The 24,980-nt window shown below is 36.3% G+C and carries 25 protein-coding genes, 1 pseudogene and 1 other annotated feature; of the genes and pseudogenes, 17 read left to right on the top strand and 9 right to left on the bottom strand.

All coding sequences use genetic code 11. From position 1 onward, the window contains the following. Positions 1-127 precede the first annotated feature (127 nt). Positions 128-1,132, bottom strand: coding sequence for a diacylglycerol/lipid kinase family protein (locus tag IGJ39_RS11950; RefSeq protein WP_438764819.1), 1,005 nt, complete (start codon positions 1,130-1,132; stop codon positions 128-130). Positions 1,133-1,834: 702 nt separating this feature from the next. Here IGJ39_RS11950 and IGJ39_RS11945 point away from each other — a divergent pair. Beyond that, positions 1,835-2,338, top strand: a complete 504-nt coding sequence (locus IGJ39_RS11945; RefSeq protein WP_019722317.1) for a QueT transporter family protein — start codon at positions 1,835-1,837, stop codon at positions 2,336-2,338. A 124-nt stretch (positions 2,339-2,462) separates the two neighbouring features. Here the strand turns inward: IGJ39_RS11945 and cbpA are convergent, their stop codons facing one another. Continuing rightward, entirely contained in the window at positions 2,463-3,107 is a 645-nt protein-coding gene (gene cbpA / locus IGJ39_RS11940) for a cyclic di-AMP binding protein CbpA (RefSeq protein WP_010734268.1), read from the bottom strand. A gap of 158 nt (positions 3,108-3,265) precedes the next feature. Between cbpA and rpmG the strand changes: the two genes are divergently transcribed. The 3 genes from rpmG to IGJ39_RS11925 all read left to right on the top strand — a co-directional run bounded on the left by rpmG (position 3,266) and on the right by IGJ39_RS11925 (position 4,675). Then, the gene (rpmG, locus tag IGJ39_RS11935) at positions 3,266-3,418 is read left to right on the top strand and encodes a 50S ribosomal protein L33 (RefSeq protein ID WP_005878997.1); all 153 of its coding nucleotides are present in this window, start codon (positions 3,266-3,268) and stop codon (positions 3,416-3,418) included. A 17-nt stretch (positions 3,419-3,435) separates the two neighbouring features. Next, positions 3,436-3,606 carry a preprotein translocase subunit SecE gene (gene secE / locus IGJ39_RS11930; protein ID WP_438764817.1) on the top strand — a complete coding sequence of 57 codons (171 nt, stop codon included), beginning with the start codon at positions 3,436-3,438 and terminating at the stop codon, positions 3,604-3,606. Positions 3,607-3,781: 175 nt separating this feature from the next. Further along, positions 3,782-4,675: a helix-turn-helix domain-containing protein gene (locus IGJ39_RS11925; RefSeq protein ID WP_438764815.1), complete on the top strand. Its 894-nt coding sequence runs from the start codon at positions 3,782-3,784 to the stop codon at positions 4,673-4,675. 143 nt (positions 4,676-4,818) lie between these two features. Here IGJ39_RS11925 and IGJ39_RS11920 read toward each other — a convergent pair whose 3' ends face one another. Further along, positions 4,819-4,980, bottom strand: coding sequence for a hypothetical protein (locus IGJ39_RS11920; protein WP_181055182.1), 162 nt, complete (start codon positions 4,978-4,980; stop codon positions 4,819-4,821). Positions 4,981-5,353: 373 nt separating this feature from the next. Here IGJ39_RS11920 and nusG point away from each other — a divergent pair, with 373 nt between their 5' ends. Both nusG and IGJ39_RS11910 read left to right on the top strand, forming a co-directional pair. After that, positions 5,354-5,899 (top strand): transcription termination/antitermination protein NusG, encoded by a 546-nt coding sequence (gene nusG / locus IGJ39_RS11915; RefSeq protein ID WP_010734272.1) that lies wholly within the window; start codon positions 5,354-5,356, stop codon positions 5,897-5,899. 125 nt (positions 5,900-6,024) lie between these two features. Continuing rightward, positions 6,025-6,873, top strand: coding sequence for an alpha/beta fold hydrolase (locus IGJ39_RS11910; RefSeq protein ID WP_438765042.1), 849 nt, complete (start codon positions 6,025-6,027; stop codon positions 6,871-6,873). 87 nt (positions 6,874-6,960) lie between these two features. On the opposite strand, the gene IGJ39_RS11905 is transcribed toward IGJ39_RS11910, so the two are convergent. From IGJ39_RS11905 to IGJ39_RS11895, 3 genes are all read right to left on the bottom strand, one after another. After that, the gene (locus tag IGJ39_RS11905) at positions 6,961-7,596 is read right to left on the bottom strand and encodes an ATP-binding cassette domain-containing protein (RefSeq protein WP_019722312.1); all 636 of its coding nucleotides are present in this window, start codon (positions 7,594-7,596) and stop codon (positions 6,961-6,963) included. Positions 7,597-8,930: 1,334 nt separating this feature from the next. Further along, positions 8,931-9,782, bottom strand: a complete 852-nt coding sequence (locus tag IGJ39_RS11900; protein WP_438764812.1) for a hypothetical protein — start codon at positions 9,780-9,782, stop codon at positions 8,931-8,933. Between the two features lie 211 nt (positions 9,783-9,993). Further along, the gene (locus IGJ39_RS11895) at positions 9,994-10,380 is read right to left on the bottom strand and encodes a hypothetical protein (RefSeq protein ID WP_410300884.1); all 387 of its coding nucleotides are present in this window, start codon (positions 10,378-10,380) and stop codon (positions 9,994-9,996) included. A 632-nt stretch (positions 10,381-11,012) separates the two neighbouring features. Between IGJ39_RS11895 and IGJ39_RS11890 the strand changes: the two genes are divergently transcribed. The 6 genes from IGJ39_RS11890 (at position 11,013) to IGJ39_RS11865 (ending at position 17,948) form a co-directional block, all read left to right on the top strand. After that, positions 11,013-11,849, top strand: coding sequence for an ABC transporter permease (locus IGJ39_RS11890; protein WP_438764810.1), 837 nt, complete (start codon positions 11,013-11,015; stop codon positions 11,847-11,849). After that, positions 11,842-12,621, top strand: a complete 780-nt coding sequence (locus tag IGJ39_RS11885) for an ABC transporter permease (protein ID WP_010734275.1) — start codon at positions 11,842-11,844, stop codon at positions 12,619-12,621. Before IGJ39_RS11890 ends, IGJ39_RS11885 begins: the two co-directional genes overlap by 8 nt. A gap of 61 nt (positions 12,622-12,682) precedes the next feature. After that, positions 12,683-13,723 (top strand): ABC transporter ATP-binding protein, encoded by a 1,041-nt coding sequence (locus tag IGJ39_RS11880; protein ID WP_104775730.1) that lies wholly within the window; start codon positions 12,683-12,685, stop codon positions 13,721-13,723. A 22-nt stretch (positions 13,724-13,745) separates the two neighbouring features. Next, on the top strand, positions 13,746-14,807 hold the full coding sequence (locus IGJ39_RS11875) for an ABC transporter substrate-binding protein (RefSeq protein ID WP_438764807.1): 1,062 nt from the start codon (positions 13,746-13,748) through the stop codon (positions 14,805-14,807). 109 nt (positions 14,808-14,916) lie between these two features. Beyond that, positions 14,917-16,641: an adenine deaminase C-terminal domain-containing protein gene (locus IGJ39_RS11870; RefSeq protein ID WP_438764805.1), complete on the top strand. Its 1,725-nt coding sequence runs from the start codon at positions 14,917-14,919 to the stop codon at positions 16,639-16,641. Then, positions 16,638-17,948, top strand: a complete 1,311-nt coding sequence (locus tag IGJ39_RS11865; RefSeq protein WP_195273326.1) for an amidohydrolase — start codon at positions 16,638-16,640, stop codon at positions 17,946-17,948. Before IGJ39_RS11870 ends, IGJ39_RS11865 begins: the two co-directional genes overlap by 4 nt. A 114-nt stretch (positions 17,949-18,062) precedes the next feature. On the opposite strand, the gene sdaAA is transcribed toward IGJ39_RS11865, so the two are convergent. Together sdaAA and sdaAB are read right to left on the bottom strand one after the other, a co-directional pair. Beyond that, positions 18,063-18,935: an L-serine ammonia-lyase, iron-sulfur-dependent, subunit alpha gene (gene sdaAA / locus IGJ39_RS11860; RefSeq protein WP_195273325.1), complete on the bottom strand. Its 873-nt coding sequence runs from the start codon at positions 18,933-18,935 to the stop codon at positions 18,063-18,065. 15 nt (positions 18,936-18,950) lie between these two features. After that, the gene (sdaAB, locus tag IGJ39_RS11855) at positions 18,951-19,619 is read right to left on the bottom strand and encodes an L-serine ammonia-lyase, iron-sulfur-dependent subunit beta (protein ID WP_010734281.1); all 669 of its coding nucleotides are present in this window, start codon (positions 19,617-19,619) and stop codon (positions 18,951-18,953) included. A gap of 320 nt (positions 19,620-19,939) precedes the next feature. On the opposite strand from sdaAB, the gene rplK reads away from it, so the two are divergent. The 5 genes and pseudogenes from rplK (at position 19,940) to IGJ39_RS11830 (ending at position 24,349) form a co-directional block, all read left to right on the top strand. Further along, a complete protein-coding gene (rplK, locus tag IGJ39_RS11850) occupies positions 19,940-20,362 on the top strand; it encodes a 50S ribosomal protein L11 (protein WP_010734282.1) in 423 nt (140 codons plus the stop codon). A 101-nt stretch (positions 20,363-20,463) separates the two neighbouring features. After that, the gene (gene rplA / locus IGJ39_RS11845; RefSeq protein WP_010734283.1) at positions 20,464-21,153 is read left to right on the top strand and encodes a 50S ribosomal protein L1; all 690 of its coding nucleotides are present in this window, start codon (positions 20,464-20,466) and stop codon (positions 21,151-21,153) included. Between the two features lie 79 nt (positions 21,154-21,232). Then, positions 21,233-21,358, top strand: a sequence feature (ribosomal protein L10 leader region). 170 nt (positions 21,359-21,528) lie between these two features. Further along, on the top strand, positions 21,529-22,032 hold the full coding sequence (rplJ, locus tag IGJ39_RS11840) for a 50S ribosomal protein L10 (protein ID WP_010734284.1): 504 nt from the start codon (positions 21,529-21,531) through the stop codon (positions 22,030-22,032). A gap of 58 nt (positions 22,033-22,090) precedes the next feature. Further along, complete coding sequence (gene rplL / locus IGJ39_RS11835; protein WP_010734285.1) at positions 22,091-22,459, top strand: 50S ribosomal protein L7/L12; 369 nt, start codon at positions 22,091-22,093, stop codon at positions 22,457-22,459. A 407-nt stretch (positions 22,460-22,866) separates the two neighbouring features. Beyond that, positions 22,867-24,349 (top strand): annotated as a pseudogene (locus IGJ39_RS11830) (IS1182 family transposase). A 1-nt stretch (position 24,350) separates the two neighbouring features. Here IGJ39_RS11830 and IGJ39_RS11825 read toward each other — a convergent pair. After that, positions 24,351-24,608, bottom strand: coding sequence for a hypothetical protein (locus IGJ39_RS11825; protein ID WP_019722300.1), 258 nt, complete (start codon positions 24,606-24,608; stop codon positions 24,351-24,353). Positions 24,609-24,980 lie beyond the last annotated feature (372 nt).

Raw genomic sequence — 24,980 nt, 5'->3', positions numbered from 1 at the left:
CGACCATAAACAGGCAACATCAGTTGGAAGTATGAAGCATCAGCCAAAAAAAGCCACCCAAAACGCTAGCGTTTCGGGTGGCTTTTCATTGGAAAGGTAGACGATCCACCAGAAAAGCATACATGGATCAAGAGATTGGCTGTTCCTCCCTCATTACTATTTTTTCACACCACAATAACTGTGTGTTATTTGTTAGTTGTAAATCAAACGATTGTTTTTCTAAATCTTCCCCATCTTCTTGACCATATTGGGGAATAGTAGAAACAATTCGAAGTTTGCTTGTTGTATAGTGATGGAAATACTTCGAGTGCATTTGTTTCTTCTGTAATAATAAAAGAAGCAACCAAACGATTTTAAATAGATTTACTCGTTCGACAACCACGAAGTCGATAGTTGGCTTGGTCACATCTGCAGTAGGAACAATCGATACTCCTCCACCAAAATAAGGATGATTAGTTGCCGTACATAGAAAGGCTTTTTTAAAATTCACACGTTTCCCACCAATATCTACAAGAATCGGAAAGCCTTTTTGTGAGAAAAGAACATATAGTAAAGAAAAAATATAAGAAAGCGAGCCTAAATTATACTTATTCAATCGTTTTTTTGCATTGGAATGATTCGTAGTATGAACGATTGCTGCATCTAAACCAATCCCAAAATTATTGAGTGCCAGCCCTTCGCGATCGTTTACTTTTTCTTCATAATGCAACACATTTATTTTTTGTGGTTCTTTGGTTGCTAAAATCGTTTCTAAAGCTTTTTCTGGATCTCTACTTAACCCAATCCCACGAGCAAAGTCATTGCCTGAACCAGCTGGTATGAAACCGACAGGAAACGAGACGCATAAATGATGAAACGTATTTAGAACTTGATGTAGTGTACCATCTCCACCAATAACGATGAGAAGTGGGTACCATCCGATAGTATCAGCATTTATATCCTCTCCCCATTCAATGAGGGTTTCTTTGGCTAAGCGTTCGGCTATAAGTGTATCGTGTCCTTTGTATTCACTATAGTGAACCGTATAGGAAAGATTCTTTTGATCCAAAATTGGTAAAATCTTATCCGCTGTTTTCTTTCCGTTTCCGCTACCAGCAGCTTGGTTGATTAATAGGTGATAATGAAAATTCATTTTTTCCTCCTGGAATGCACCAAAGTATCGCGTACTTGAGTTGAGATAACAAGTCTTGTCGGGCTCCTTCATGAGTTCTCATTAACATACGATAGCAAGACGACATAGTCAAAAGGAGAGCAAGCAGTGTCAGATTTAATCAACAGCTGTGAATACTTGTGGTTTTAGTCATGTAAATAGATCAACGATGCTTTACTAAATCGTCTCACCCTGAGTAAGCAGTGGTTGAATAATAGAGTCAACCACTGAAGGTTCAACAAAGCATCTCGTCATTATTGTCAAAAGAATTACAATCTTGGTTATTATAGCAGAGGTTTGGGAAAATGAAAAAGAAGTTAAGTTAGAAAATACAATAAAGAACAAACGAAAAAACGTAGGTAAAAGATAGAAACAAAGAATTGTCTGGGGAGTATTAGTCAACAGCGATACTCATTTTTTTGATAAGAAGAGTGCGATTCCTTTATCTATCAAGCCTCAATCTCTCAAGGATGCTGTTCAATAAGGTCTTGCGCTAACTACTCAAGGTATCTTACTTGTTTTTATTTCTTTTATTTTTTATAACAATCTTTTCAGGTTAAGGTAAAAATGCTGAAATGGGTGTATAGAGGGAAGGTTGTAATCTAGAATTGTTATGTTATAATACGCCTTGCGGTTCGTCGACCATCCCGCATTAACAAAACTAGGAGAAATGAGGAATAGAATATGGAGAGAACAAAGAGTAGGCAACGACTGATGGTAGTCGTTATTAATGGGCTGATCATGGCCTTATATCTAGCGTTAACGATTTTGGTAGCACCTGTGTCTTCGGGGCCAATCCAATTTCGTATTTCAGAAAGTTTGAATCATTTAGTTGTATTCAATCGAAAATTATTATGGGGTGTCTTAGGTGGCGTGATCGTTTATAATGCCATTTATGGTTTTGGTGTCATGGATGTGATTTTCGGTGGTGGTCAAACACTACTTGCATTAGGACTAACGGCACTTATCCAAAATAAAGTGAAAAATGTCAAAGTGCGCTTAGCATTAAATACAGCGTTCTTTACAATCAGTATGTTTATGATTGCTTATATGTTAGTACCAACTGGCGGTCAAGCGTTTTGGACAACGTATGGTACACTTGCGTTAAGTGAATTTATCGTGATGGCTGTTTCTGCGCCATTGATGTATTATTTAGACCAAGCAGTGAAATTCAACGATCGTGTATGATTGTTTTTAATCGAGTAAAAAAGCCAGGAACTCCAAAACTCTTAAATGATTTTGGGATTTCTGGCTTTTTTGAAATATGATTTTTCGAAAAATAGTTAGTAAATATCAACCACTAAATAGGTTTTTATTTATCAGTATCTTGTAAATTTTCAATTTCGATCACTTTGTAATTTTTCTTTTCTAAGTGATTGACGATCGAATCACAGACACTTTTTTCTGTATGAGCTGGTAGAGTGATCAAGGTACGACGGATGTATTCATCTTTTTCGATATCCAAAGTGATACAACTAGCAATGCTACTATATTTTGCGATGATCTTTGAAATCGCCGCTAAGTCACCTTGTTTACCTGTCGAAGCAATCGTCAAGACGTAGCTTCCTTGTTCTACGCTCCAAGACTGAGACAACATACCAAGTAAGGTACTGTGTGTCAAAATCCCATAGAAATGGTTTTGGCTATCAAGTACAGCAATGTATGGAAGCTCTTTGATCGTAAAGAATACTTTAAAGAAAGAAGTATCTAAATAAATGAATTTTGTTGCGTTTTTCAATAGATGAGTGACTGGTAAAGTCATATCGCCGCCATTTGCTTTGTGACGATAGATGTGCATTTTATAAATATTCCCACGGAAAATATTCCCGGAAGTATCAAGAATCGGTACACAACGGTAACCGGATGTTTCTAAAATTTCTAGTGCTTCTTCCAAGTTGCTTGTCTCAGAGACGGTAGTCAAATCTTTTTTCTTGTAAACAAGAGTTTTTAATAGCATAGTCATACCTCCAGATTGTTCATTTTTAAAATCCTTTAAGTAATCATATCATAACTAAAATAAAAACAGTAGAGCGTACGATCACTAATTGACATAAAATAATTTACATGATAATGTAGTATGGTATAAATTTGGTTTTCAGTGAGGAGGGGAAACGGATGGCAAAGAAAAAAGCGGCATTAGCATGTTCCGTTTGTGGTTCTCGAAACTATACTAAGTCGATTAGTGAAGGAAAAAGCGGCGAGCGTTTGGAAATCAACAAATTTTGTAAATATTGTAATCAATACACATTACATAAAGAGACAAAATAACAAGGAGGAGGCGTACGATGAAATTTCTTAAAAGTGTAAAAGATGAAATGAAACAAGTAACTTGGTCAAGTAAAAAACAATTACGTAAAGATACACTAGTCGTTCTCGAAACATCGATCATCTTCGGACTAATGTTTTTCGTGATGGATACAGCGATTCAAAGTCTGTTTGCATGGATCTTGAAATAATTCAATAAGTTTATCTAAATAAAAGGCGAGCTATCCATGATTATCAATCAATTGGAAGCTCTATTTTTTTATATGTCACTTAGTTATTAAAATAAAAGGTGTGGCAATAGAAAGAATTTATTGTGAATAATTTAACAAACAACTAATCCATTAATTGATAAGTAAGGAGGGAACGATGGAAGTTCATGAATTATTAAAAAAAATGCGTGTGGATAGAGGCCTCTCTCAAAAAAAATTAGCCCATGGAATTGTTTCGCGGGAAACGTTAGCTAAATATGAGAATGGGAAAAATCATTTACCATTATTAGTCTTTTTAGAATTATTAGAACGATTGAATATGACGATCGATGAATTCATGTTTTATCTTGATGGTGACAGGGTCTCTAATAAAAATATGAGTTTAAAAAAAATGTTCCGTAATTTAGAACAACGTAACGGTGCAATTAGTTATCAATTAAAAAAACTAGCACAAGAATTAGAACACTCAGATGATTTAGTCGTCATGAGAAATTATCTTGTTGTTAAAACTTACAAGTGGTATGAGCAGATCGATGGGATAAAAAAATTAAATAAAAAAGATACGAGTTATCTCGAAAGATTATCCGATTATCTGGAAAAAATCGATGAGTGGGGAAGATTTGAAATGACTACCTTTGCCTCTCTCCTCTATTTATTTGAAACAAGTTACATCAAGCAGCGGTTGAAAGAAGTAGAAAAAAATGTGATGAAAAAAGGAGATTTTGAGGTTTTCCATTCTATATTATCAGGTATTTATAATAATGTGTTTTTACTGATGATTGAAAGAGAAGAGCTAAAATTAGCTAAGTATTATTTGGAAAAACTATTTGAGACTCGACGCAGAATTATTTTTCAGCGAGAAACTGAAATATATCACCGGTTTTATCAACTTTTACTTGCGCACATCGAAGGAGAGGCTGTCAGGAAAAAAATAAAGGATTTTATTAAGGGATTAGAATTGATTGGAACGAGCAAGTTGAAGAATGAATTTTTAGCTGATTTACATAGATTTGAAGCACAATACGAGATTGAACATATTTTTAACATATGAGGTAAAAAATTTCTTAGAAGCCAACAAAAACCAAAAAGTTTGCTATCTTTTCGTTTTTTGTTGGCTTATTAAGGGAGAGTTTGAACTGTTCGGACTATCTGGAAATGTAGATATGTACTGATTTGAATCATGCAATGTGACTATTATTTGGAATGGTTTTCATAAGTATCCTTTAGTATCTTTACTTCTTTTTCCAAGGACGAGACTTTTAAGCTTAAAAAGAAAACAGTGATACAGGAGAGAATCAGTGCGAGAGAATCTAACCAATCAAAAATCGTTGCAATGAGTTGTCTTATTGTTTCCATCGGGATACCTCCTCTCGTAAATTTCTATAAAGCTCAATAAGATTCCTTACGACTATAATTGTACGTTGTAGGAATAAATAATATTGACTTGGGTATGTATTTTCATAGGTCTTTTTATAGAATAACAAAAAACAAAAATATTTTTATTGCCCTCTCTTTATAAAATGAGTTTTTTTGTTTAAAATTATTCTTAAAAAAACAGTTGATCATATAAGTTTTTTGTCAAAATAAGAATAAATAACAATTTTACGATCACTTGAGTACAAAAAATAAGTCACTAGTAAAAACCATCAAACGGTGCTATAATCAAAGAGAGGAAAAGCTTCGGGGAACTGAGGTTTTTTTATTTTACAAATGAAATGAGGAGCCTTCAATGGAATCTTTTGAAAAAAATTGGTATGTATTGCATACATACTCTGGATACGAAAACAAAGTAAAAGCAAATATCGAGTCACGTGCGCAAAGTATGAAAATGGCTGATTTTATTTTCCGTGTCGTTGTTCCTGAAGAAACAGAAACTGAAGTAAAAAATGGGAAAGAAAAAGAAATCGTTCATAAAACATTCCCTGGATATGTCTTAGTAGAAATGATCATGTCAGATGCTTCATGGTATGTTGTCCGTAATACACCGGGCGTTACAGGTTTTGTTGGTTCTCACGGAGCAGGAAGTAAGCCTGCACCTTTATTACCGGAAGAAGTAAATCATATCTTACGTTCAATCGGTATGAGTTTACGTCAAAACGAACTGAAAGTAGAAGTTGGCGAAGTTGTTAAGATCATCGAAGGAGCTTTTGCTGGATTAGAAGGTCAAGTGACAGAAGTCGATGAAGAAAAAGAAAAACTAAAAGTAAACATTGACATGTTCGGTCGTGAAACAAGTACAGAGCTTGATTTTGATCAAGTAGACAAGATCGACTAAACAGTGATCAGAATAATGGAGGAGTTGGGATGCCTAGTCATCTCAGCTCTTTTTTGTTTTAAATGAAAGGAGTGAGAAAAGTGATAAAACAAAATAAAGTAAATTTTAATCGGGTGCTAAGTCGCATGGTGTTGCTGGTACTGCTAATCCTATCTGGTTGCCAAACGCAAGAAAACAAGAGCCAAAAAGAAACTGCCTCCACGGAAACAACGGTGACAAGCCAAGTGAAACCAGTGGAAAAAGGAACTATACCTACCTTATTTGTTCACGGATATAAAGGGACAGTGAATTCGTTCAAAGGAATGATCGATCGGTTAGAAACGGAAAGCAAAGGGCAGCAAGAATTGACATTGATTGTAGATATCAATGGAAACGTTCAAGCCCAAGGTGCTTTATCAAAAGAAACAACCAATCCGATGATCCAAGTACTTTTCGAAGACAATGAAAATAATGAGTGGAACCAAGCAGAATGGATTCGTGCATGTCTGGTTTATTTGCAGACAACTGATCAAATCAACAAGGTAAACATTGTCGGACATTCAATGGGTGGAGTCAGCGGCCTCCGTTATCTAGTCACGTATGGCCAAGAAACAACTTTACCGCAAGTTGAAAAGTTTGTAGCACTAGGCGCACCTTTCAATGATTTTGTGGATGATAGCGGTCAGAATTTAGCTGATTTACTCGAAAATGGGCCAACAGTGGTGTCTTCAAGGTATCAAGATTATCAAACAATGATAGGAAATCTCCCTACCGACACACAATTTTTATTAGTTGCAGGGCAGTTGAGTGAAGTAGAGCTAAGTGACGGAACTGTTCCGCTGAATAGTGCATTGGCAGTTTATGCCTTATTGAAACAACATGGTAACCCTGTAATGGAAAAGGTCGAAGAGGGTGAAGGTGCTTCACATAGTATGCTTCATGAAAATGAAGAAGTGGATCGAGAAGTTAGTCGATTTCTTTGGGGTATTGATTGAAGAAGAAAAGGCTGAATTCAGATGATCCACTAATAATATCAGATTTTTTTAAATCCAATAGGGAGTATGCTATATAAATTTATTTCTTCATTTTATTTGAAGTAGCGTTTGATTTTCAAGTTCGTAGATATGATCCGCAAAGTCTTCCATCATATCGTTATGACTAGAAAAAATTAGAATTCTTTGAGCATTTTCACTAAGGTAATTATCTAACAAATTCAACACATTTTCTCGACTGTTTTTATCAAGAGCATCAAAAGGTTCGTCTAGAATTAAATAGGTAGGTTCATCCATAAGCGCTTGAATGATTCTTAATTTTTGTTTCATACCAAGTGAATAATGTTTATACTTTTTATTCAGATCTTTTTCTAGATTCAATTGACTTGCTAAAAAACGAATTTTTTTTTCATTAGCTACTTTGCGGATATTTGCTAAATACAACAAATTTTCTGCACCAGTCCAACTTTTAATAAAATCAGGTGCGTTAATGAAAACTCCAGCATCAGGTATAAAATCTTGATCTACGCCTATTATTTTTCCAGCAACTTTGACCATCCCCTTTGTTGGGGTAGAGTATCCTACAATGAGCTTCATAAGTACACTTTTTCCTGAACCATTTATTCCTTTAATAAAAGATTTTTTTCCTTCATTGAAGATAACATTCACATCTTGAAATAAAATTTTTTGCTTATACTGTTTTCCCAGATTAATTAATTCAATCAATAAAATTCATCTCTTTTCTTAAATCTAAGATTCAAAATCGTCATAGAAATACCTAGTATCGTTAAATCACAAAGCAAGTACAATAAATTTTCTATTATACTATCTGAGATACTAATCAATCCAAAATTTAAAAGTAAATCTACTATCAAAACTGATAATAATAAAAAAGTTGACACTGGAAGAATAAATATATTATTTGATTTTAGCTTAAAGTAATCATAGTAAATTAGGAATATAAATAGTATAGTGAAATATTTAAAAAATAGGATAGTAAAAGTTACAATATTGATGTCTGAAGATAGGCCATATATATATCCCCAAAAAAATAAAGTACTAAAAAAGCTTATAAATTGAATTGCGCTATTTAATAAAAGTACAGAAAAAATATGTTTTATCCTTAGTAAAAAAAATCCTGATTTTTTATTTCTATATAAAATCATGGAATACATCGAAGCTGAAGATGTCAAATTATCTATAGTGAATAATAAGGTAAATATATTCACTAAAAGATAAAAAACAATGAGTTTAGGATTTATTAATTCGATCAAGAACTTCTTATAGACAGATGAATTAAAAGTAATCATGCTGAATACTTCCTGTAAAGCGATATTGCTAGAAAAAATATAGATAATATAGATCACTTCTAATGAATAAACAATTGTATAACATACTATTTTTTTTGTCATAGATCGATCTTCCGAACTTTGATATGAAAAATAAGATGTCCAAGTCCCCAAAAAAGTAAATTTGAGAATAGAAAACCAATTATTCCAAAATGACTAAAATAGGTAGGTTCAGTTCCATATCCTTGAAATTCGCTGAAACTTGTTATGTACGAAATAAAAGGGTTAAAGTAGGGGGATAAATTTATATTTACAAACGCATAAAAATAAAAACTATATATCATAATAATAGTAATGTACGGTGCCCATATATTTTTGAAGGAAAAGGATGTTACTAACATAAGATACCCTGATAAGGATAATAATAAGATCAACGCAAGAGAATAGATTGAAATTATTTTGAAGTCCGCATTGCCAACTTTAATGTAACTTAATGTTGTAAATGTGATAGAGAGTATCGCCGTGTAAATGACATTACGATTAAATAATACAGCCAACTTATACCGAAAAAAACGAAAAATACTCTCGCATTTCACCACTTCCATTTGAATAAAACTATGTTTTTCAAATAAATAAAAAAAGGATATCGTAAGTATTACTGACATTGATAGGAAATTAGAAAAAATCCATCCTGTAGTGATGATGGTTTTAGGCATAAAACTGACAAATAAAATTATTATTAAAGAAGAAATAGTCGGATAAATCAAAAACTTATAATTCAACATTCTGACTCCTTCCGTAAATCAATACTATACCAATAAATAATGGGATAGAGTTTGCAAGCAACAGAAGATATGTGTTAAATGTATAATAATCACCAGACGCCATAATCACTGTAGGATTAAAATACAACGAAATATCTTCAGAAAAAGCTGTCATCCCTGTACCGATAGCCGACATGCTATAGTAATATAAAGGTGCTGCTAATAAATATATTTTTGCTTCTGAAACGATCAATGAGATAGAAGTACCGAAGATAGTATATATAAATGGAATCCAGAAAAAACGAACAACTCCTTCTAGAAAAGACTGCAAAAACCTATGATTGACATAAAAATTGGATCCGAAAATATCTTCAAACATTGGACGTGTCACAGTATCGTTGATAGAATCATGTAATGCAATAAAGCAAAATAAGTAATAGATAAAGAAACCAAAAAATGTTGCCAATGCTATTTTTGTAGCCGTTGATAATATTTTCTTATAAACAAAATTTCTAAAATTTAAAACATGATAAATTTCAAATTTATAAATAGTTTGCCATTTTTGAGCAAATATTGCTGTTCCAATAGAAGCTACTAAAGGGATGAACATTTGAAATAAATTCGTTCCAAAAATCAAGCTATAATCAAAAGACCAAACAGACTCTGTTAAACTTGTCCAAAAGAAATCAAAAACATTAATAAAGGCTTGACCTTGATTCATTTCTTGTCTAAATCCTAAGTTTGTTACATAAAGAAAGGCATTTGAAATATATTCATTTAAAATAGAGAATACCATTATGAAAAATATGACTAAACTAAGTGAAATGTGGTATTTATTTAATCTCCAAAAATTATTCAAACATACATCTCCTTTTTTCAATCGGTATGTGACAAGAAGACGGTGTAAAAGTGTTCAGCCTCTATAAATAGGACGTAATCTCCAAAAATTTCTCTTTGAATGTCTGAGATTACGCCTTATTTAAAGAAGGCATCTCTATTCTCGCTATTTATTTGATCCTAAGAGAAAAAAATAGCGAAGTTATTTTGGCACGGATTCTTTACCATCATCTTTAAGGGGTCCATGTTCCTGAAATGTAAGTTGTAGGGTCAATGATGTTTTCTCTTTGTGAAGCTAAATGGACAGTTGAACCTGCTGAACCATTCCCAGGAAATGCAGAATTTGTAAGATAATTAAATAATCCTTGTCCTTTTCTTGATCCATTCTGATAAAGAGCGAACCATTGTTTGTGACTTTTTTGGTTGGAACTATTCCAATTAACGTATGTAGTAGCACTTGATGAAGTTTTGGTTACATTTGCGGATACTGCTGTATACGTATATGCAGTTGTTCCTCCAAAAGATTCAGCTTCAACTCGTTTTGTACCACCTAAAAGCAAAATTCCTAAAATACTTGTCATTGTGACTAGTAATAGTTGTTTTTTCTTTGATAGAATCATGTTCTTGACCTCCAGTTATTTTTTAGGATATATCCAAAAAAAATATATCATATCAATATAAAAATGTAAACCTTTCCATTATGTTTTTTTGTTTTTTTTAATCGTTATAACATGTGTTTATTATTGATATGTTAGTTTTAATGGATCGCTATTGGTAAATCTGGTTGTTGTTTTATAAATGAATTTAAAATTCTGGAATAATGAATAGCTCAAATGATTAATGACATGCCTCACGAGATTGGGACAGAAGTGGATCGAGAAGTTAGTCATTTTTTATGGAATAGTTGAGTCGAATAAAAAGAGCAATTAACGAACGTTTTTAGATGAATGTTCGGTAATTGCTCTTTTTGGTTTTATGGAAAGTTGATTTTCTCTTTCAGTTGAGAGGTATTTCTCGACGCTTTTGATAGTTAATTCGCATTATTTGATAATAATCGTTCGTCTAATAAACATGAACTACTAAAAAACAAGTAAAGTGAGTGTGAATGTTTTTGAATAAAACGGATAAAGACAGGTTTTCCATGAGTTATTTCATATAACTTGAGTTTTTTTCTGAATATATTACAAAGTTTTCTTGAAAATGTTCGTATTTTTTCTTATAATGGGACAGAACACGAATGAGGGGGAGAACAATGAGGAAGAATGTTCCGTATTTGATCATTGCGCCAGGAACGATCTTATTACTATTTTTTATGATTTTGCCATTGGTCAATATTATATGGCCAACTATTTTTACTGAAACAGGTGCTAGTCTAAGTGCTTACACCAGTTTTTTGACAGATGATTTCAATTTGAAGATTTTTCTTCGAACAATTCGCGTTTCTGTCATTGTGACGTTGATTTCTGCCGTTTTAGGTATTCCAACTGCTTATTTTATTGCAGGTGTGGGTAAAAAGTGGAAAAGTTTATTGATGGCAATGACGATGTTTCCATTATTGACCAATTCAGTCATCCGTAGTTTTGCTTGGATCAACATTTTAGGAAGGACAGGAGTAATCAATAATTTCTTGATTCGCATAGGACTGATCGAACAACCCATCGCCTTACTATATACGGAGTTTGCAATTATTATCGGGTCTGTCTATTTATTCTTACCTACCATGGTCATGACACTTGTTGGCGTGATGGAAAATATTGAGAAAGAAACACTGGAAGCTGCCGAAACGTTAGGTGCGAGTCCGTTTAAAACGTTCTATAAAATTGTCATGCCGCTTTGTATACCTGGAGTGATCGTTGGCAGTATTTTAGTATTTACAGGCACGTTGACGGCTTATACGACACCACAACTTTTAGGTGGGAACCAAAATATGATGATGGCGACTTTCTTATACCAGAAAGCATCGACTTTAGGTGATTGGACTTCAGCAAGTGTCATTGCATTGATCATGATCATCACGACTCTGATCGTGAATAAAGGATTGAATATGATTGCTGCACGTTTAGATCGGAGGGGAATGAATCATGCGTAAGCAAAAAGGGATGACGATCATCGCAGTATTAGTTTTTGCGTTTTTGTTTTTACCATTAGTGATTATTGTTGTAACGTCTTTTGGACAATCATCGACGATACAATTTCCGATTGATGGATTCTCATTAGAATGGTACAAGAAAGCACTAAGTTCTGAAACATTTATGAATAGCTTTAAATTGAGTTTAAGTATTGGCGTAGGGGCTACTCTGTTAGCTTTATTAGTAGGCGTGCCGACTTCTTACGCACTTTCTCGTTACCACATGAAGAGTAAACAGCTTTTTAAAAATTTCTTTTTGTCACCAACGATGATTCCGGGTATCGTTGTCGGCTACTCCTTGTTCCAATACATCGTGATCAAGTTTAACTTGCCGGTGATCCAAGCTTTGTTGATTGGTCATTTTTTGATCAGCCTCCCGTATATCATTCGCGTCGTAGGTTCAAGTATGGAGCAATTAGATTTTTCAATAGAAGAAGTTGCTTGGACGTTGGGTTGTACAAAAACCCGCGCTTTTATGCAAGTCGTCTTACCAAATGTTTCTTCTGGAATATTTGCGGCGTTTATGCTGGCTTTTGTCAACTCATTCAATAATGTACCAGTTTCAATGTTTTTATCTGGACCAGGAGTAACGATGTTGCCCACTTCATTATTGAGCTACATTGAATATACGTATGATCCGACTGTGTCGGCGATTTCAGTGATGATCATGGTATTAACCGTTTTCTTGATGTTTATTATTGAGAAAACGTTAGGATTGGCTTCGATCGCTTAACTGTTGAATGAAGAAATCGAACAGTACTAGAGAATGACTGGAAACTATGAGGGGGAGAACCGTGAGTTTTGTAAATTTGAACAATATCCGTGTGAGTTATGACGGAAAACAAAATATATTAGAAGATTTGTCTATTTCAATGGAAAAAGGAGAGCTAGTTTCTTTGCTAGGACCTAGTGGTTGCGGTAAAACAACGACGCTACGTGTGATTGCTGGATTGATTTCGCCGAACGATGGCTCTTTTGTTTTGGAAGATCAAGAATTAGTGAAAGTTCCTGTGCATAAACGTAATTTTGGTATGGTATTTCAGAGCTATGCGCTGTTTCCTCACTTGACGATTGCTGAGAATGTCGCTTTCGGTTTGAAATTGCGCAAAGAAAATAAAACGGATATCGCCAAGAAAGTAGCAGATATGTTAGCAATCTGTGGCTTGGAACAGTTGGGTGATCGTTACCCGAAACAACTGTCAGGTGGGCAACGTCAACGAGTGGCTTTGGCTCGAGCATTGGTTATTGAACCTAAGTTACTACTCCTAGACGAACCATTAAGTAATCTAGATGCGAAACTACGTGTCCAAATGCGGATCGAGATCAAACGTATCCAACAACAACTTGGTATCACAACAGTTTTTGTGACCCACGATCAAGAAGAATGCTTCTCGATCTCGGATAAAGTCGCGGTCATGAATAATGGTGTCATCGAGCAATATGATACACCGGAAACAATCTACCGACATCCAAAAACTCGTTTTGTTGCACATTTTATTGGTTTTGAAAATTTCTTTCCAGTTGAACAAATCGAAGGCATCCGCTATCAAGCCGCTGGGAATGTCATTGAGACACCTTATGAGCAACCGATAGCAGAGCGATTAGTAGCGACGATCCGTCCTGAAGATATCGAGATTGCCTCTGATGCGACACATAACGTTGTAAAAGGTGAAGTGAAAGTCAGAACATTTTTAGGGAAAAGTTACCAGTATGAAGTGACAACGGATTTAGGTAAGTTCTTAGTAAACGGTACGGATAAACAAATTTACCAAGCAGGAGATCAAATCAACCTGCATTTCCCAAAAGATAAAATCGTTCTTTTGGAAGATAAATAAGTAGAGAAAAGGGGAAAAATCAGTGAAAAAAGGCTTTCTAGTAAGTTCAGTAGTTTTAGCAAGTATGTTTGTATTGACAGCTTGCGGTGGAGGATCTGAAACTAATTCTTCCGAAGCGAAAGAGTCAAAAAATCTAGTTGTATCAACATTTGGTTTAAGCGAAGATATCGTGAAAAGCGATGTGATGGATCCTTTTGAAAAAGAATTCGATGCGAAGATCACTATGGATCTAGGTAACAGTGGCGATCGCTTCAACAAATTAATCAGTAATCCTAGAGGAATCGACGTGATTGAGTTAGCGCAAGCGAACTCAGCGGATGGGGCTTCTCAAGAATTATTTGAAAAACTAGATGAATCAAAAATCCCGAATTTAGCGGACTTAACTGAAGGAGCGAAGGAAGTCTTTGATAGTGGTGCAGGTGTTCCGATTGCCGTAAACAGTGTAGGTATCGTTTACGACAGAGAAAAAGTTGGAAAAGAAATTACTAGCTGGTCAGATCTTTGGGATTCAGCATTAGAAGGAAAAATCTCGATCCCGGAAATCACGACGACTGCCGGACCTTTGATGATGTATATTGCAAGTGATCATGCGGGTGTAGCGATTGAAGATGACAATGGCGAGGCAGCATTTGAAGCCTTAGAAGAATTGAAACCAAATATCGTTAAGACTTATGCAAGATCTTCTGACTTAGCAAATATGTTCCAAGCAGGAGAAATTGAAGCAGCGATCGTGATGGATTTTGCTTATGATATCGTCAAAGGGGATTCTGACACGATCGAATACGTGGTCCCTGAGAGTGGCACATATGCGAACTACAATACGATCAATATTCCAAAAGAAGCAGCGAACAAAGAATTGGCTTACTCATTCATCAACTATAGAATTAGCGAAGAATCACAAAAAACAAAGGCACTTTCATTAAATGAAGCACCGACGAATGATAAAGTGGAATTAAGTGAAGAAGAAGCTGGTAATATGACTTATGGTGCAGTTGCTGACCGAGCAAAAAACATCGACTTTGATTTCGTGAATAGTCAAATGACTGACTGGATCGACCGTTGGAATCGTTTGATCAACCAATAAACATTTTCCTATAACGGGAAATCATTGAAAAAATAAACATTGGGGTGGTTGTGTCGGAAGCGCACAGCCCCCTATTCTTGTCTAAGGACAATAAAAGTGAGGGAAAAATGTGAAGATTGACTTACTGATTAGAGATGCTCAAGTGTACAACACAGCCAAACAATGTTTTGAGAAGAAACATGTCACAGTCAGCGGTGAAAAATTTTATTACATCACAACAAAGGATCTGAGTCACTTGGAGATCCTTCAAGAAATTGATGGTCGAGGGAAATACATGATTCCTGGCTTGATTGACAGCCACATGCACATTGAGAGTTCAATGACTACGCCAAGTATTTTTTCAAAGGCCGTTTTACCATTTGGTGTGACTACAGTGATTGCGGATGCGCATGAGATGGCAAATGTTTTTGGTCTTGAGGGATTGACTGAATTTATGGCTGCAGAAACGGAATTAGATATTTTCCATGCGATCCCATCGTCCGTTCCTTCCACTACACCTGAACTAGAAACTACCGGTGGCATCATTGGGTTAGCTGAAACAGAAAAGTTGTTAGACAATCCAAAAGTGATTTGTTTAGGCGAAGCAATGAATTTCCACGGTATTGCCCATGAACCAACTTCGCTGATTCGTCAAATCATTGATCTATGTAAAGAAAAACGCCCCACGATGCCGTTGGAAGGACATTGTCCTAAAATTTACGAAGAAGAATTGGCAGCATTTATGTATAGCGGGATTTCTTCTGATCATACGCATCAGTTTCCGGAATCCTTAGCAGAAAAAATTGAAAATGGCATGTTCATCCAATTCCAAAACAAGTCGATCACACCGGAAAATATGGCGGTGATCACGGAAAATGAGTATTATGACTATGCTTGTATCATCACAGACGATGTGATGGCAGATGATTTACTCACTGGGCATTTAAATGAAAATTTGAAAAAAGCAGTTGAGGCGGGGCTGCCAGTCGAACAAGCAATCTATATGACGACTTATACGCCTGCACGTAGAATGGGCTTGAATGATCGGGGATTGATTGGACCTGGAAGGATGGCTGATTTTATTTTGTTAGATGATTTATCCACATTCGCTATTTCTGCGGTCTTTAAATCGGGCAAAGAGGTCTACAGGCAAGGTGAGGCGATCACTTATCCAGAAAAAATCGAACAATTTCCTGCTTCATACAGTCAAACGGTCCATTGTAAAAAGCTTTCTTTAGATGATCTACGGTTGCCAGTCAAAACGAATTTGCCAAGCGTTCGTTGTAATGTTATTCGTAAGCATGAGGTTGGAACGTTTACGGAACGGATCACGAAGAACATTCCAGTGAAAGATGGGTATCTCGATTGGGAAAATTCGGATTGCGCCTTATTGCTTGTGATGGAACGCTATGGGAAGAACGGCAATGTGGCGTATGCTTTGATGGAAGAACCTATTTCGAAACCAGGAAGTATTGCGACGACTTGGGCGCATGATCATCATAACGTGATGGTGATGGGGAATAATTGCCAAGACATTCTGCTGGCTCAGCAAAAATTGTTGGAATTGCAGGGTGGCTATGTGGTGGTAAATGCTGGCAAGTTAACAGCAACTTGTCCGTTACCGATTGGTGGGATCGTTTCACAAGCACCCATTGAAGAGTTAGGCCAAGATTTAAAAACTGTGCGTAGAGAAATGCAAAATCTAGGCTATAAAAACATGAATGAGATCATGTCGTTTTCTACTTTGTCACTACCAGTTTCACCTGCGATCAAAATGACAGATAAAGGAATGATGAATACGAAAACACAGGAATTTTATCCGCTGGTTTTTCCAAGTGATGGTGTTTTGTTATGAGTACATTGATAAAAAATGTCCACGTTCTAACGATGGATGATCAACTGACTGAATACAAAAACGGGTATGTACGGATTGAAGAAAATCGTATCATTGAGATAGGAGAATGGCAGGAAGGGATAGCTTCTGCGGAGGAAGTCATCGATGGAGCAGGCGGCATCTTGTTGCCAGGTTTTGTGAATACACATACCCATGCTGGGATGATTCCTTTTCGATCTTTAGGAGACGATGTACCAGATCGATTACGTCGGTTCTTATTTCCATTAGAAGCGTTCATGACCCCAGAGCTAGTGGCAGCGAGTACAGCCTATGCAATCAGTGAGATGTTGCTTAGTGGTGTGACTGGTTTTTGTGACATGTATTATTTTGAAGATCAAGTCGCGCAAGTATGTGATCAGTTTAAGATTCGTGCAATCCTTGGTGAAACGATCATTGATATGCCTGTGTGTGATAATGAAGAGCCTTCTGGCGGTTTGACTTATTGTGAGACATTCTTGCCAAAGTGGAAAGACCATTCATTGATTACGCCTGCGTTGGCTCCTCATGCGCCGAATACCAATACGTATGAAGGATTGAAGCGGACAGTTGAATTGAGTGAACGATTCGATGTGCCGATCACCTTACATGTGGCAGAAATGGACTATGAAATGCAGGAATTAGCGAAGCAGTATCAACAAACACCATTCGAGTTGTTGAAAGACTTAGGTTTTATGAACAGACCGTTGATCATGGCCCATTGTATCCATATGACAGAAGCGGATATTGCTTTAGTCGCTACAGCAAGAGAGCAAGTCGGAATTGCTCACTGCATCGGTGCGAACACAAAATCAGCGAAAGGTGTAGCACCAGTTAAAGCTATGCTTTCTGCAGGTTTAACTGTCGGGTTAGGTACAGACGGTCCAAGTAGTGGCAATACTTTGGATCTCTTTGCACAAATGAAGTTATTTGCCAATTTCCATAAAACTTTTGAAAAAGATCGTGCGCTTTTCCCAGCAAAGGAAATTGTCCGTTTAGCCACTAGAGGTGGGGCGGAGTTGTTAGATTTTAAAGAGACTGGTCAGCTTGTTGTAGGGAACAAGGCAGATTTTATTATCGTTGAGACGCAGTCTGTGAATATGTTTCCGATTTTTGATCCATACTCTGCTTTAGTTTATTCAGCGAATGCTTCCAATGTAGCACATGTATGGGTAGATGGCAGACAGCTTGTACGTGATCATCAGTTAGTCCATCATGACTTTGAACAAATCAAAGCTGACCTCTATGAACAAATGGGGCAATTTGTGTTTGAAGCAAAGCAGAGGATGTAAACAAATAAACCGAATAACTATGGCAACGAATTTGCTACCATGGTTATTCGGCATGTCTTTGGTGATAATGAATTTTGTGCATTTTCTGATTCAGCTTTTTTATATAAGAAATAACTATACTTGTTTTTCTAAGATTTCTTTTGTCAATCGTTTCGCGGTAGGTGTCACTGCAAGTCCGCCTTCTGCGGTTTCTTTGAAGATCGAAGGCATCTGTCTGCCAACTTGATACATGGCAGCGACCACTTCATCAGGTGGGATCACACTTTCGATGCCAGCTAAAGCCATATCAGCAGAGATGAATGCTTGTGACGAACCTAAAGCGTTTCTTTTGACGCAAGGGACTTCGACGAGGCCAGCGACAGGATCGCAGATCAAACCCATCATATTTTTAAGCGTGATTGCCACAGCTTGAGCGGCTTGATGAGCGGTGCCGTTTTTCGCGCAAACCAAGGCAGCGGAAGCCATCGCACTCGCCGATCCGACTTCTGCCTGACAACCACCTTCAGCCCCGCTGATCGATGCGTTGTTCGCAATGACCAAGCCAAAAGCGCCTGCTGTAAATAAGAAGTCGAGTTGTTGTTCATGGGATAATTGCAAACGATCACGTACGGCCATCAAGACACCAGGGACCACTCCTGCGCTGCCCGCAGTAGGCGTTGCACAGATCAATCCCATTTTGGCATTGACTTCGTTCACAGCAATGGCGTTGCGAACCGCGGTCAAGATTGTTTCGCCACTAAGAAAATCGGCGTGAGAAAGATAGTTGTCCATCTTTTTGGCATCGCCGCCAGTAATTCCTGTGACAGAAGTTACGCCGGCATTTCCTTCTGCGATCGATTGTTCCATCACGAGTAGATTCTTTTCCATGATCTTGATGATCTGCTCACGAGAACGACCGCTCATCTCCATCTCAACTGCGATCATTAATTCGGCAACGCTAGGGTAGTCTTGTGCTTGTTGGACTAATTCTTCAATTGATAAAAACATACCTCGTCTGCTCCTTTACTCGAAATAATTGACACTGTCAATATTTGGTAACTGTTTTAGTTTTTTTACGGTATCTTCTACTTGAGGATCGTCCACTTCCATGATCATAATGGCATTTTCGCCTTTTGACTCACGAGTAACTGTCATTGTACCGATATTGGTGTTGGTTTCTGAAAGAATATTGGTGACTTTAGCAATCATGCCAGGAACGTCTTGGTGGACGATGATCAAGGTCGGTGTTCCCATGCTTAATGAAATCTTGAAGCCGTTCAATTCAGAAATCTGGATGTTGCCCCCACCAATTGAGATGCCTGTAACCGAAAGCTTTCGACTGCCTTTTTTCAACAACATTTTGACGGAATTAGGATGATCGGCTTTTTCACTTTTAGGTACGAATAATACTTCCATACCTGCTTCATGAGCCAACCTTAACGAATCTGCTAAACGAGAATCATCAGGTTCCATGCCTAATAATCCTCCAACTAAGGCAATATCAGTACCATGTCCACGATAGGTTTTGGCAAAAGACTCATATAGGTAGATGTCAACAGAATCTGGTTGATCGCCAAAAATACTACGGACGATCTTTCCGATTCTTGCTGCTCCAGCAGTATGCGAACTGCTCGGTCCAATCATGACAGGACCAATAATATCAAATACACTTCTGTATTTTAGATCTTTCATTATTTCACCTCATTAGAATAGAAGAACTTATTTATTATACATAATATGTATTAGGTTCATACAGGCGTAAGTTTAGCATAAATAAGCGATTTATAAAGAGATTTCTTTACGTTTTAACCAGATATTTAGCTTTTTTTTGGATAAAGGTGAAAATAATCAGAAAAAATTGTTGAAAAAAGAGAAAAATTTGCTATACTGTATCAGTGTGCATTCGTTATGTACATGATATGTCAATTGATTTTAAGATCAACTGACAATACGTGGGAGGAGAAATATGCATCTCCAATTAACCACATCACGGACTTAAGGAGGTATGTCTCGTGGCAAAGAAAGTAGAAAAAATCGTTAAATTGCAAATTCCTGCAGGTAAAGCAACTCCAGCTCCCCCAGTAGGTCCTGCACTAGGTCAAGCGGGTATCAATATCATGGGATTCACAAAAGAATTCAATGCTCGTACAGCTGATCAAGCAGGTTTGATCATTCCAGTTGTGATTTCTGTATACGAAGACCGTTCATTCACATTCGTTACAAAAACACCACCAGCTGCAGTATTATTGAAAAAAGCAGCGAAAATCGAAAAAGGTTCAGGTGAACCAAACAAAAATAAAGTTGCTAAAGTTTCTAGCGATCAAGTAAAAGAAATCGCTGAATTAAAAATGGAAGACCTAAACGCAGCTAACGTTGAAGCAGCAATGCGCATGGTTGAAGGAACTGCACGAAGCATGGGGATCACTGTAGAATAATCTGCACCCTAAGAAAGTAGCTTCTCAGTTGGCCCTGTATTGAAAGGTATAGGACACGTGGGAGGTACAACCGTTATAACCACAATCAAGGAGGAACCAAAATGGCTAAAAAGAGCAAAAAAATGCAAGAAGCATTGAAAAAAGTGGATTCAAGTAAAGTTTATTCTGTCGCTGAAGCAGTAGCATTAGCGAAAGAAACAAACATTGCAAAATTTGATGCAACAGTTGAAGTTGCATACCGTCTAAACGTAGACCCTAAAAAAGCAGACCAACAAATTCGTGGAGCTGTTGTATTACCAAACGGAACTGGTAAAACACAAACTGTTTTAGTATTTGCTAAAGGAGACAAAGCAAAAGAAGCTGAAGCAGCTGGTGCAGACTTCGTTGGTGACGACGACATGGTTCAAAAAATCCAAAACGGATGGTTTGACTTTGACGTAGTTGTTGCAACACCTGACATGATGGCTACTGTTGGTCGTCTAGGACGTGTATTAGGACCTAAAGGCTTAATGCCAAACCCTAAAACTGGTACTGTAACAATGGACGTAACAAAAGCAATCAACGAAGTAAAAGCTGGTAAAGTAACTTACCGCGTTGACAAAGCTGGAAACATCCACGTACCAATCGGTAAAGTTTCTTTCGACAACGAAAAATTAGTTGAAAACTTTGCTGCAATCCATGATGTATTAGTGAAAGCTAAACCATCTGCAGCTAAAGGTCAATACATGAAAAACATTACTGTAACAACAACATTTGGACCTGGTATCCATGTAGACCAAGCTTCTTTCTAATCCAACGATTAGGACGTTGATTGATCCAACTGAAAAATAATTCTTGACTCAACTAGTTTAGCGTGCTAAGCTAGTTGAGGTTAATAATTAACTTGTACCGAAGACAGTAGGTGGCTTAGCCTTAATTTCCTACCGAGGACGTTTATTGAATATATTCAATAGTCCCTCTATGTCTACGGTGGCATAGAGTTTTTTGTTGTGAATCACTAAGAACGAAGAGATTAGATGATGAACAATACTCATTGAGTTGAGCGAAAGGAGTCTCCTTTCGAGCGCAAGCGAGTAGAATCACTAAGAACGAAGTGATTAGATGATGAACAAACGATTCAGTCGTAAAAAACTCTTCCATCAAAATTCAGGAGGTGAAACTCAAAAATGAGTGAAGCAATTATCGCAAAAAAAGCAGCAATCGTTGACGAAGTAAGTGCAAAATTTACTGAAGCAGCTTCTGTAGTCGTAGTTGACTACCGTGGATTAACTGTTGATGAAGTAACTCGCTTACGTAAACAACTTCGTGAAGCTAACGTTGAAATGAAAGTTATCAAAAACTCAATCCTTTCACGTGCAGCGAAAAAAGCCGGCCTAGAAGGCATGGACGAAGTTTTCACTGGCCCTACAGCCGTTGCATTCAGTAACGAAGATGTAGTAGCACCAGCGAAAATCATGGACGAATTTGCTAAAGAAGCAAAAGCATTAGAAATCAAAGGCGGTATCATCGAAGGTAAAGTATCTACATTGGAAGAAATCACAGCATTGGCAAAATTGCCAAACCGCGAAGGACTTCTATCTATGTTGCTATCTGTACTACAAGCGCCAGTCCGCAACGTGGCTTACGCTGTCAAAGCAGTCGCAGACAAAGAAGATGGAGATGCAGCTTAATCGCCGCATAGCATAAACAATAAATAAAAAAAGAACATTTAAAATGGAGGAAACAAAAATGGCATTGAACATTGAAAACATCGTTGCTGAGTTAAAAGAAGCAACTATCCTAGAACTTAACGACCTAGTTAAAGCTATTGAAGAAGAATTTGGCGTATCTGCTGCTGCTCCTGTAGCTGCAGTTGCTGCTGGTGGCGGTGCTGCTGCTGAAGAACAAACTGAATTCACTGTAGAATTAACTGCAGCTGGAGACCAAAAAGTTAAAGTTATCAAAGCAGTTCGTGAAGCAACTGGCTTAGGCTTGAAAGAAGCTAAAGCTGTAGTTGATGGCGCTCCTGCACCAGTTAAAGAAGGCGTTTCTAAAGAAGAAGCTGAAGAATTAAAAGCTAAACTTGAAGAAGTTGGCGCTTCTGTAACAGTTAAATAATTTTATTGATTTTTGATTGGCTAAAAACCTTATTGATTAAGGTTTTTAGCCTTTTTTTTTGTTTTTTGAAATGCTTTTTATTTCTAGTTCTAAACCGTAGCAACACAAGTGAAAATACAAACACCATCTGATCATGAGCAGAAAATAAAGGCGTTTATCAAATCTATTGCTAAAACTTATTCGATATTAGATATAGTTGACGATAGATGATAGTAGATAAAAGGTATTTCGGTTCATGTACATTCTTCTTATAACTCAACTATTATCCAGACGATTTCTGATAGTGTTTTTGTATAAAAAAAACGACTCATTTTGAGTCGTTTCAGATTGTAGACAAAGTACTTATTTATAGTGCTTTGTCTTTTTTTATACGTTAAAATAAAACTATGAATTGGAGGTGTAACCCGATGCTCTCAAAACAAGATATGAGTAAGCGTGCACAGATGGGCTTTTTTGCTCTTGAAGACTTAGTTCCCCAAGACCATTTATTACGACAAATGGATCAGTTTATTGATTTTTCTTTTATTTACGATTTGGTAAAAGATAAATATGATGAAACCCAAGGACGGCCAAGCTTAGATCCCGTTCTTCTAATTAAATTACCGATGATTCAATATTTTTTTGGTATTAAAAGCATGAGACAAACCATCAAAGAAATTGAAGTGAACAACGCTTATCGATGGTTTTTGGGGTTAGGGTTAGAAGATGCAGTTCCTCATTTTTCTACATTTGGTAAAAACTATACGAGACGGTTCAAAGGAACCACTACATTTGAACAAATCTTTTATGAGATTTTAGCACAATGTATGATGGAAGGAATCGTTTATACCTCTGAAGTTTTTATTGATGGGACGCATATTAAAGCACATGCGAATCGAAACAAGAAAGAATCCGTCGAAGTGATGGATCAAGCCTTCTTTTATACGGAAAAATTGACAAAAGAAATTGAAAAAGATCGAGAAAAACGCCTAAAAAAGCCCTTAAAAGAAACAAACGCAGAAACTAAAATAGCTATGAAAAAAACAAGTACGACTGATCCCGAAAGTGGTTGGTTTCATAAAGGTGAGCATAAAGAAGTTTTTGCTTATAGCGCACAAGTAGCATGTGATAAAAATGGCTGGATACTAGGCTATACGACCCACCCAGGAAACTTACATGATAGTCGTACGTTTATTACTTTATTTAAAAAGCTCAAAGGAGCTTTTACTCTAGATAAATTGATTATGGATGCTGGGTATAAAACGCCAGCAATCGCTCAATTACTTCTCGAAGAGAAGCTGACGCCTGTTTTCCCTTATAAGCGACCCATGACGAAAGCGGGTTATTTCAAGAAGAACGACTATGCCTACGATGAATATTATGATTGTTATATCTGTCCTAATGATAAGATCCTCACTTATTCGACAACGAATCGAAAAGGATATTTAGAATACAAAAGTAATCCAGAAGAATGTAAAAATTGTCCTGTTCTATCTACTTGTACAAATTCAAAAAATCATACAAAAGTAATCACCAGACATATTTGGGCGAAAGCAATCGAACGATGTGAGGAAATACGTCACCAAAGAAATTTTAAAGACCTATACAGAAAAAGAAAAGAAACAATTGAACGAATTTTTGGTACAGCAAAAGAATTTCACGGATTACGTTATACGAATCAAATAGGAATTGAAAAAATGCACATGAAAATTGGGCTTACTTTTGCCTGCCTAAATATGAAAAAACTAGTAAAAATCAAAAAAGGCAGAGCAAGAAAGGAGTGTTTTTCTTTAGAAAAACAAAGCTATTTCTCTTTAATTCTTGAAAACATACATATAAAAAAGACAAACCTCATTTTTACATAAGGTTTGTCTACAATCTGAAACGACTCATTTTGAGTCGTTTAAATAGATTATTGTAATAGATCATTAATTTCTTTAAACTCTTTATCGAGTTCTTTTTCATCATATTTTTCGTATTTATCAGCTTCATGAAGAATTTTTTTGATTTCATGGATCGCCTTACGTTCAACTAACCATTTTTTTAGGTTGTGTTTTTTTTCTGGATTTTCAGATAACGTATCAAGTTCATTTAATTCTTTATCCAGTTTATTGACTGTAGCAACAATTTTGTCTAAAGTTTTTTCTTCTTTGTGTTCTAAATCTGACATTTATCTTCACGTCCTTTTTATTTGATAATTCAAGTATAGGACGTTGCCAAAAATTCTTCAAAATAAAACCCCTGTATATGTTTATTTGCATAAAGGAGAAGAACATAATAAAAGTACATAATACTATATGTGAATAGCTTATATGAACTAATGCTTAGTGACGAAGGTAAAAATTATTCAACAAAATATTTTTGTCATCATATCAAAATAATCAATTTCATAACCGTCCATACACGTACCTTTATTATGATAACAAGTTTGTTGCCGCGATTTCTCATTTACATACTCAAAAATAAATTAGTGGTAACAACCTGTACCTTTAGCTTAGTTAGATAGAGTATTTAGCTCATAATAGAAGGGGTGTAGGTTCGA

The organism is Enterococcus sp. AZ140 (assembly GCF_051714405.1).
GTDB lineage: Bacteria > Bacillota > Bacilli > Lactobacillales > Enterococcaceae > Enterococcus_B > Enterococcus_B pernyi.
This window is presented reverse-complemented; position numbering and strand designations above follow the sequence as displayed.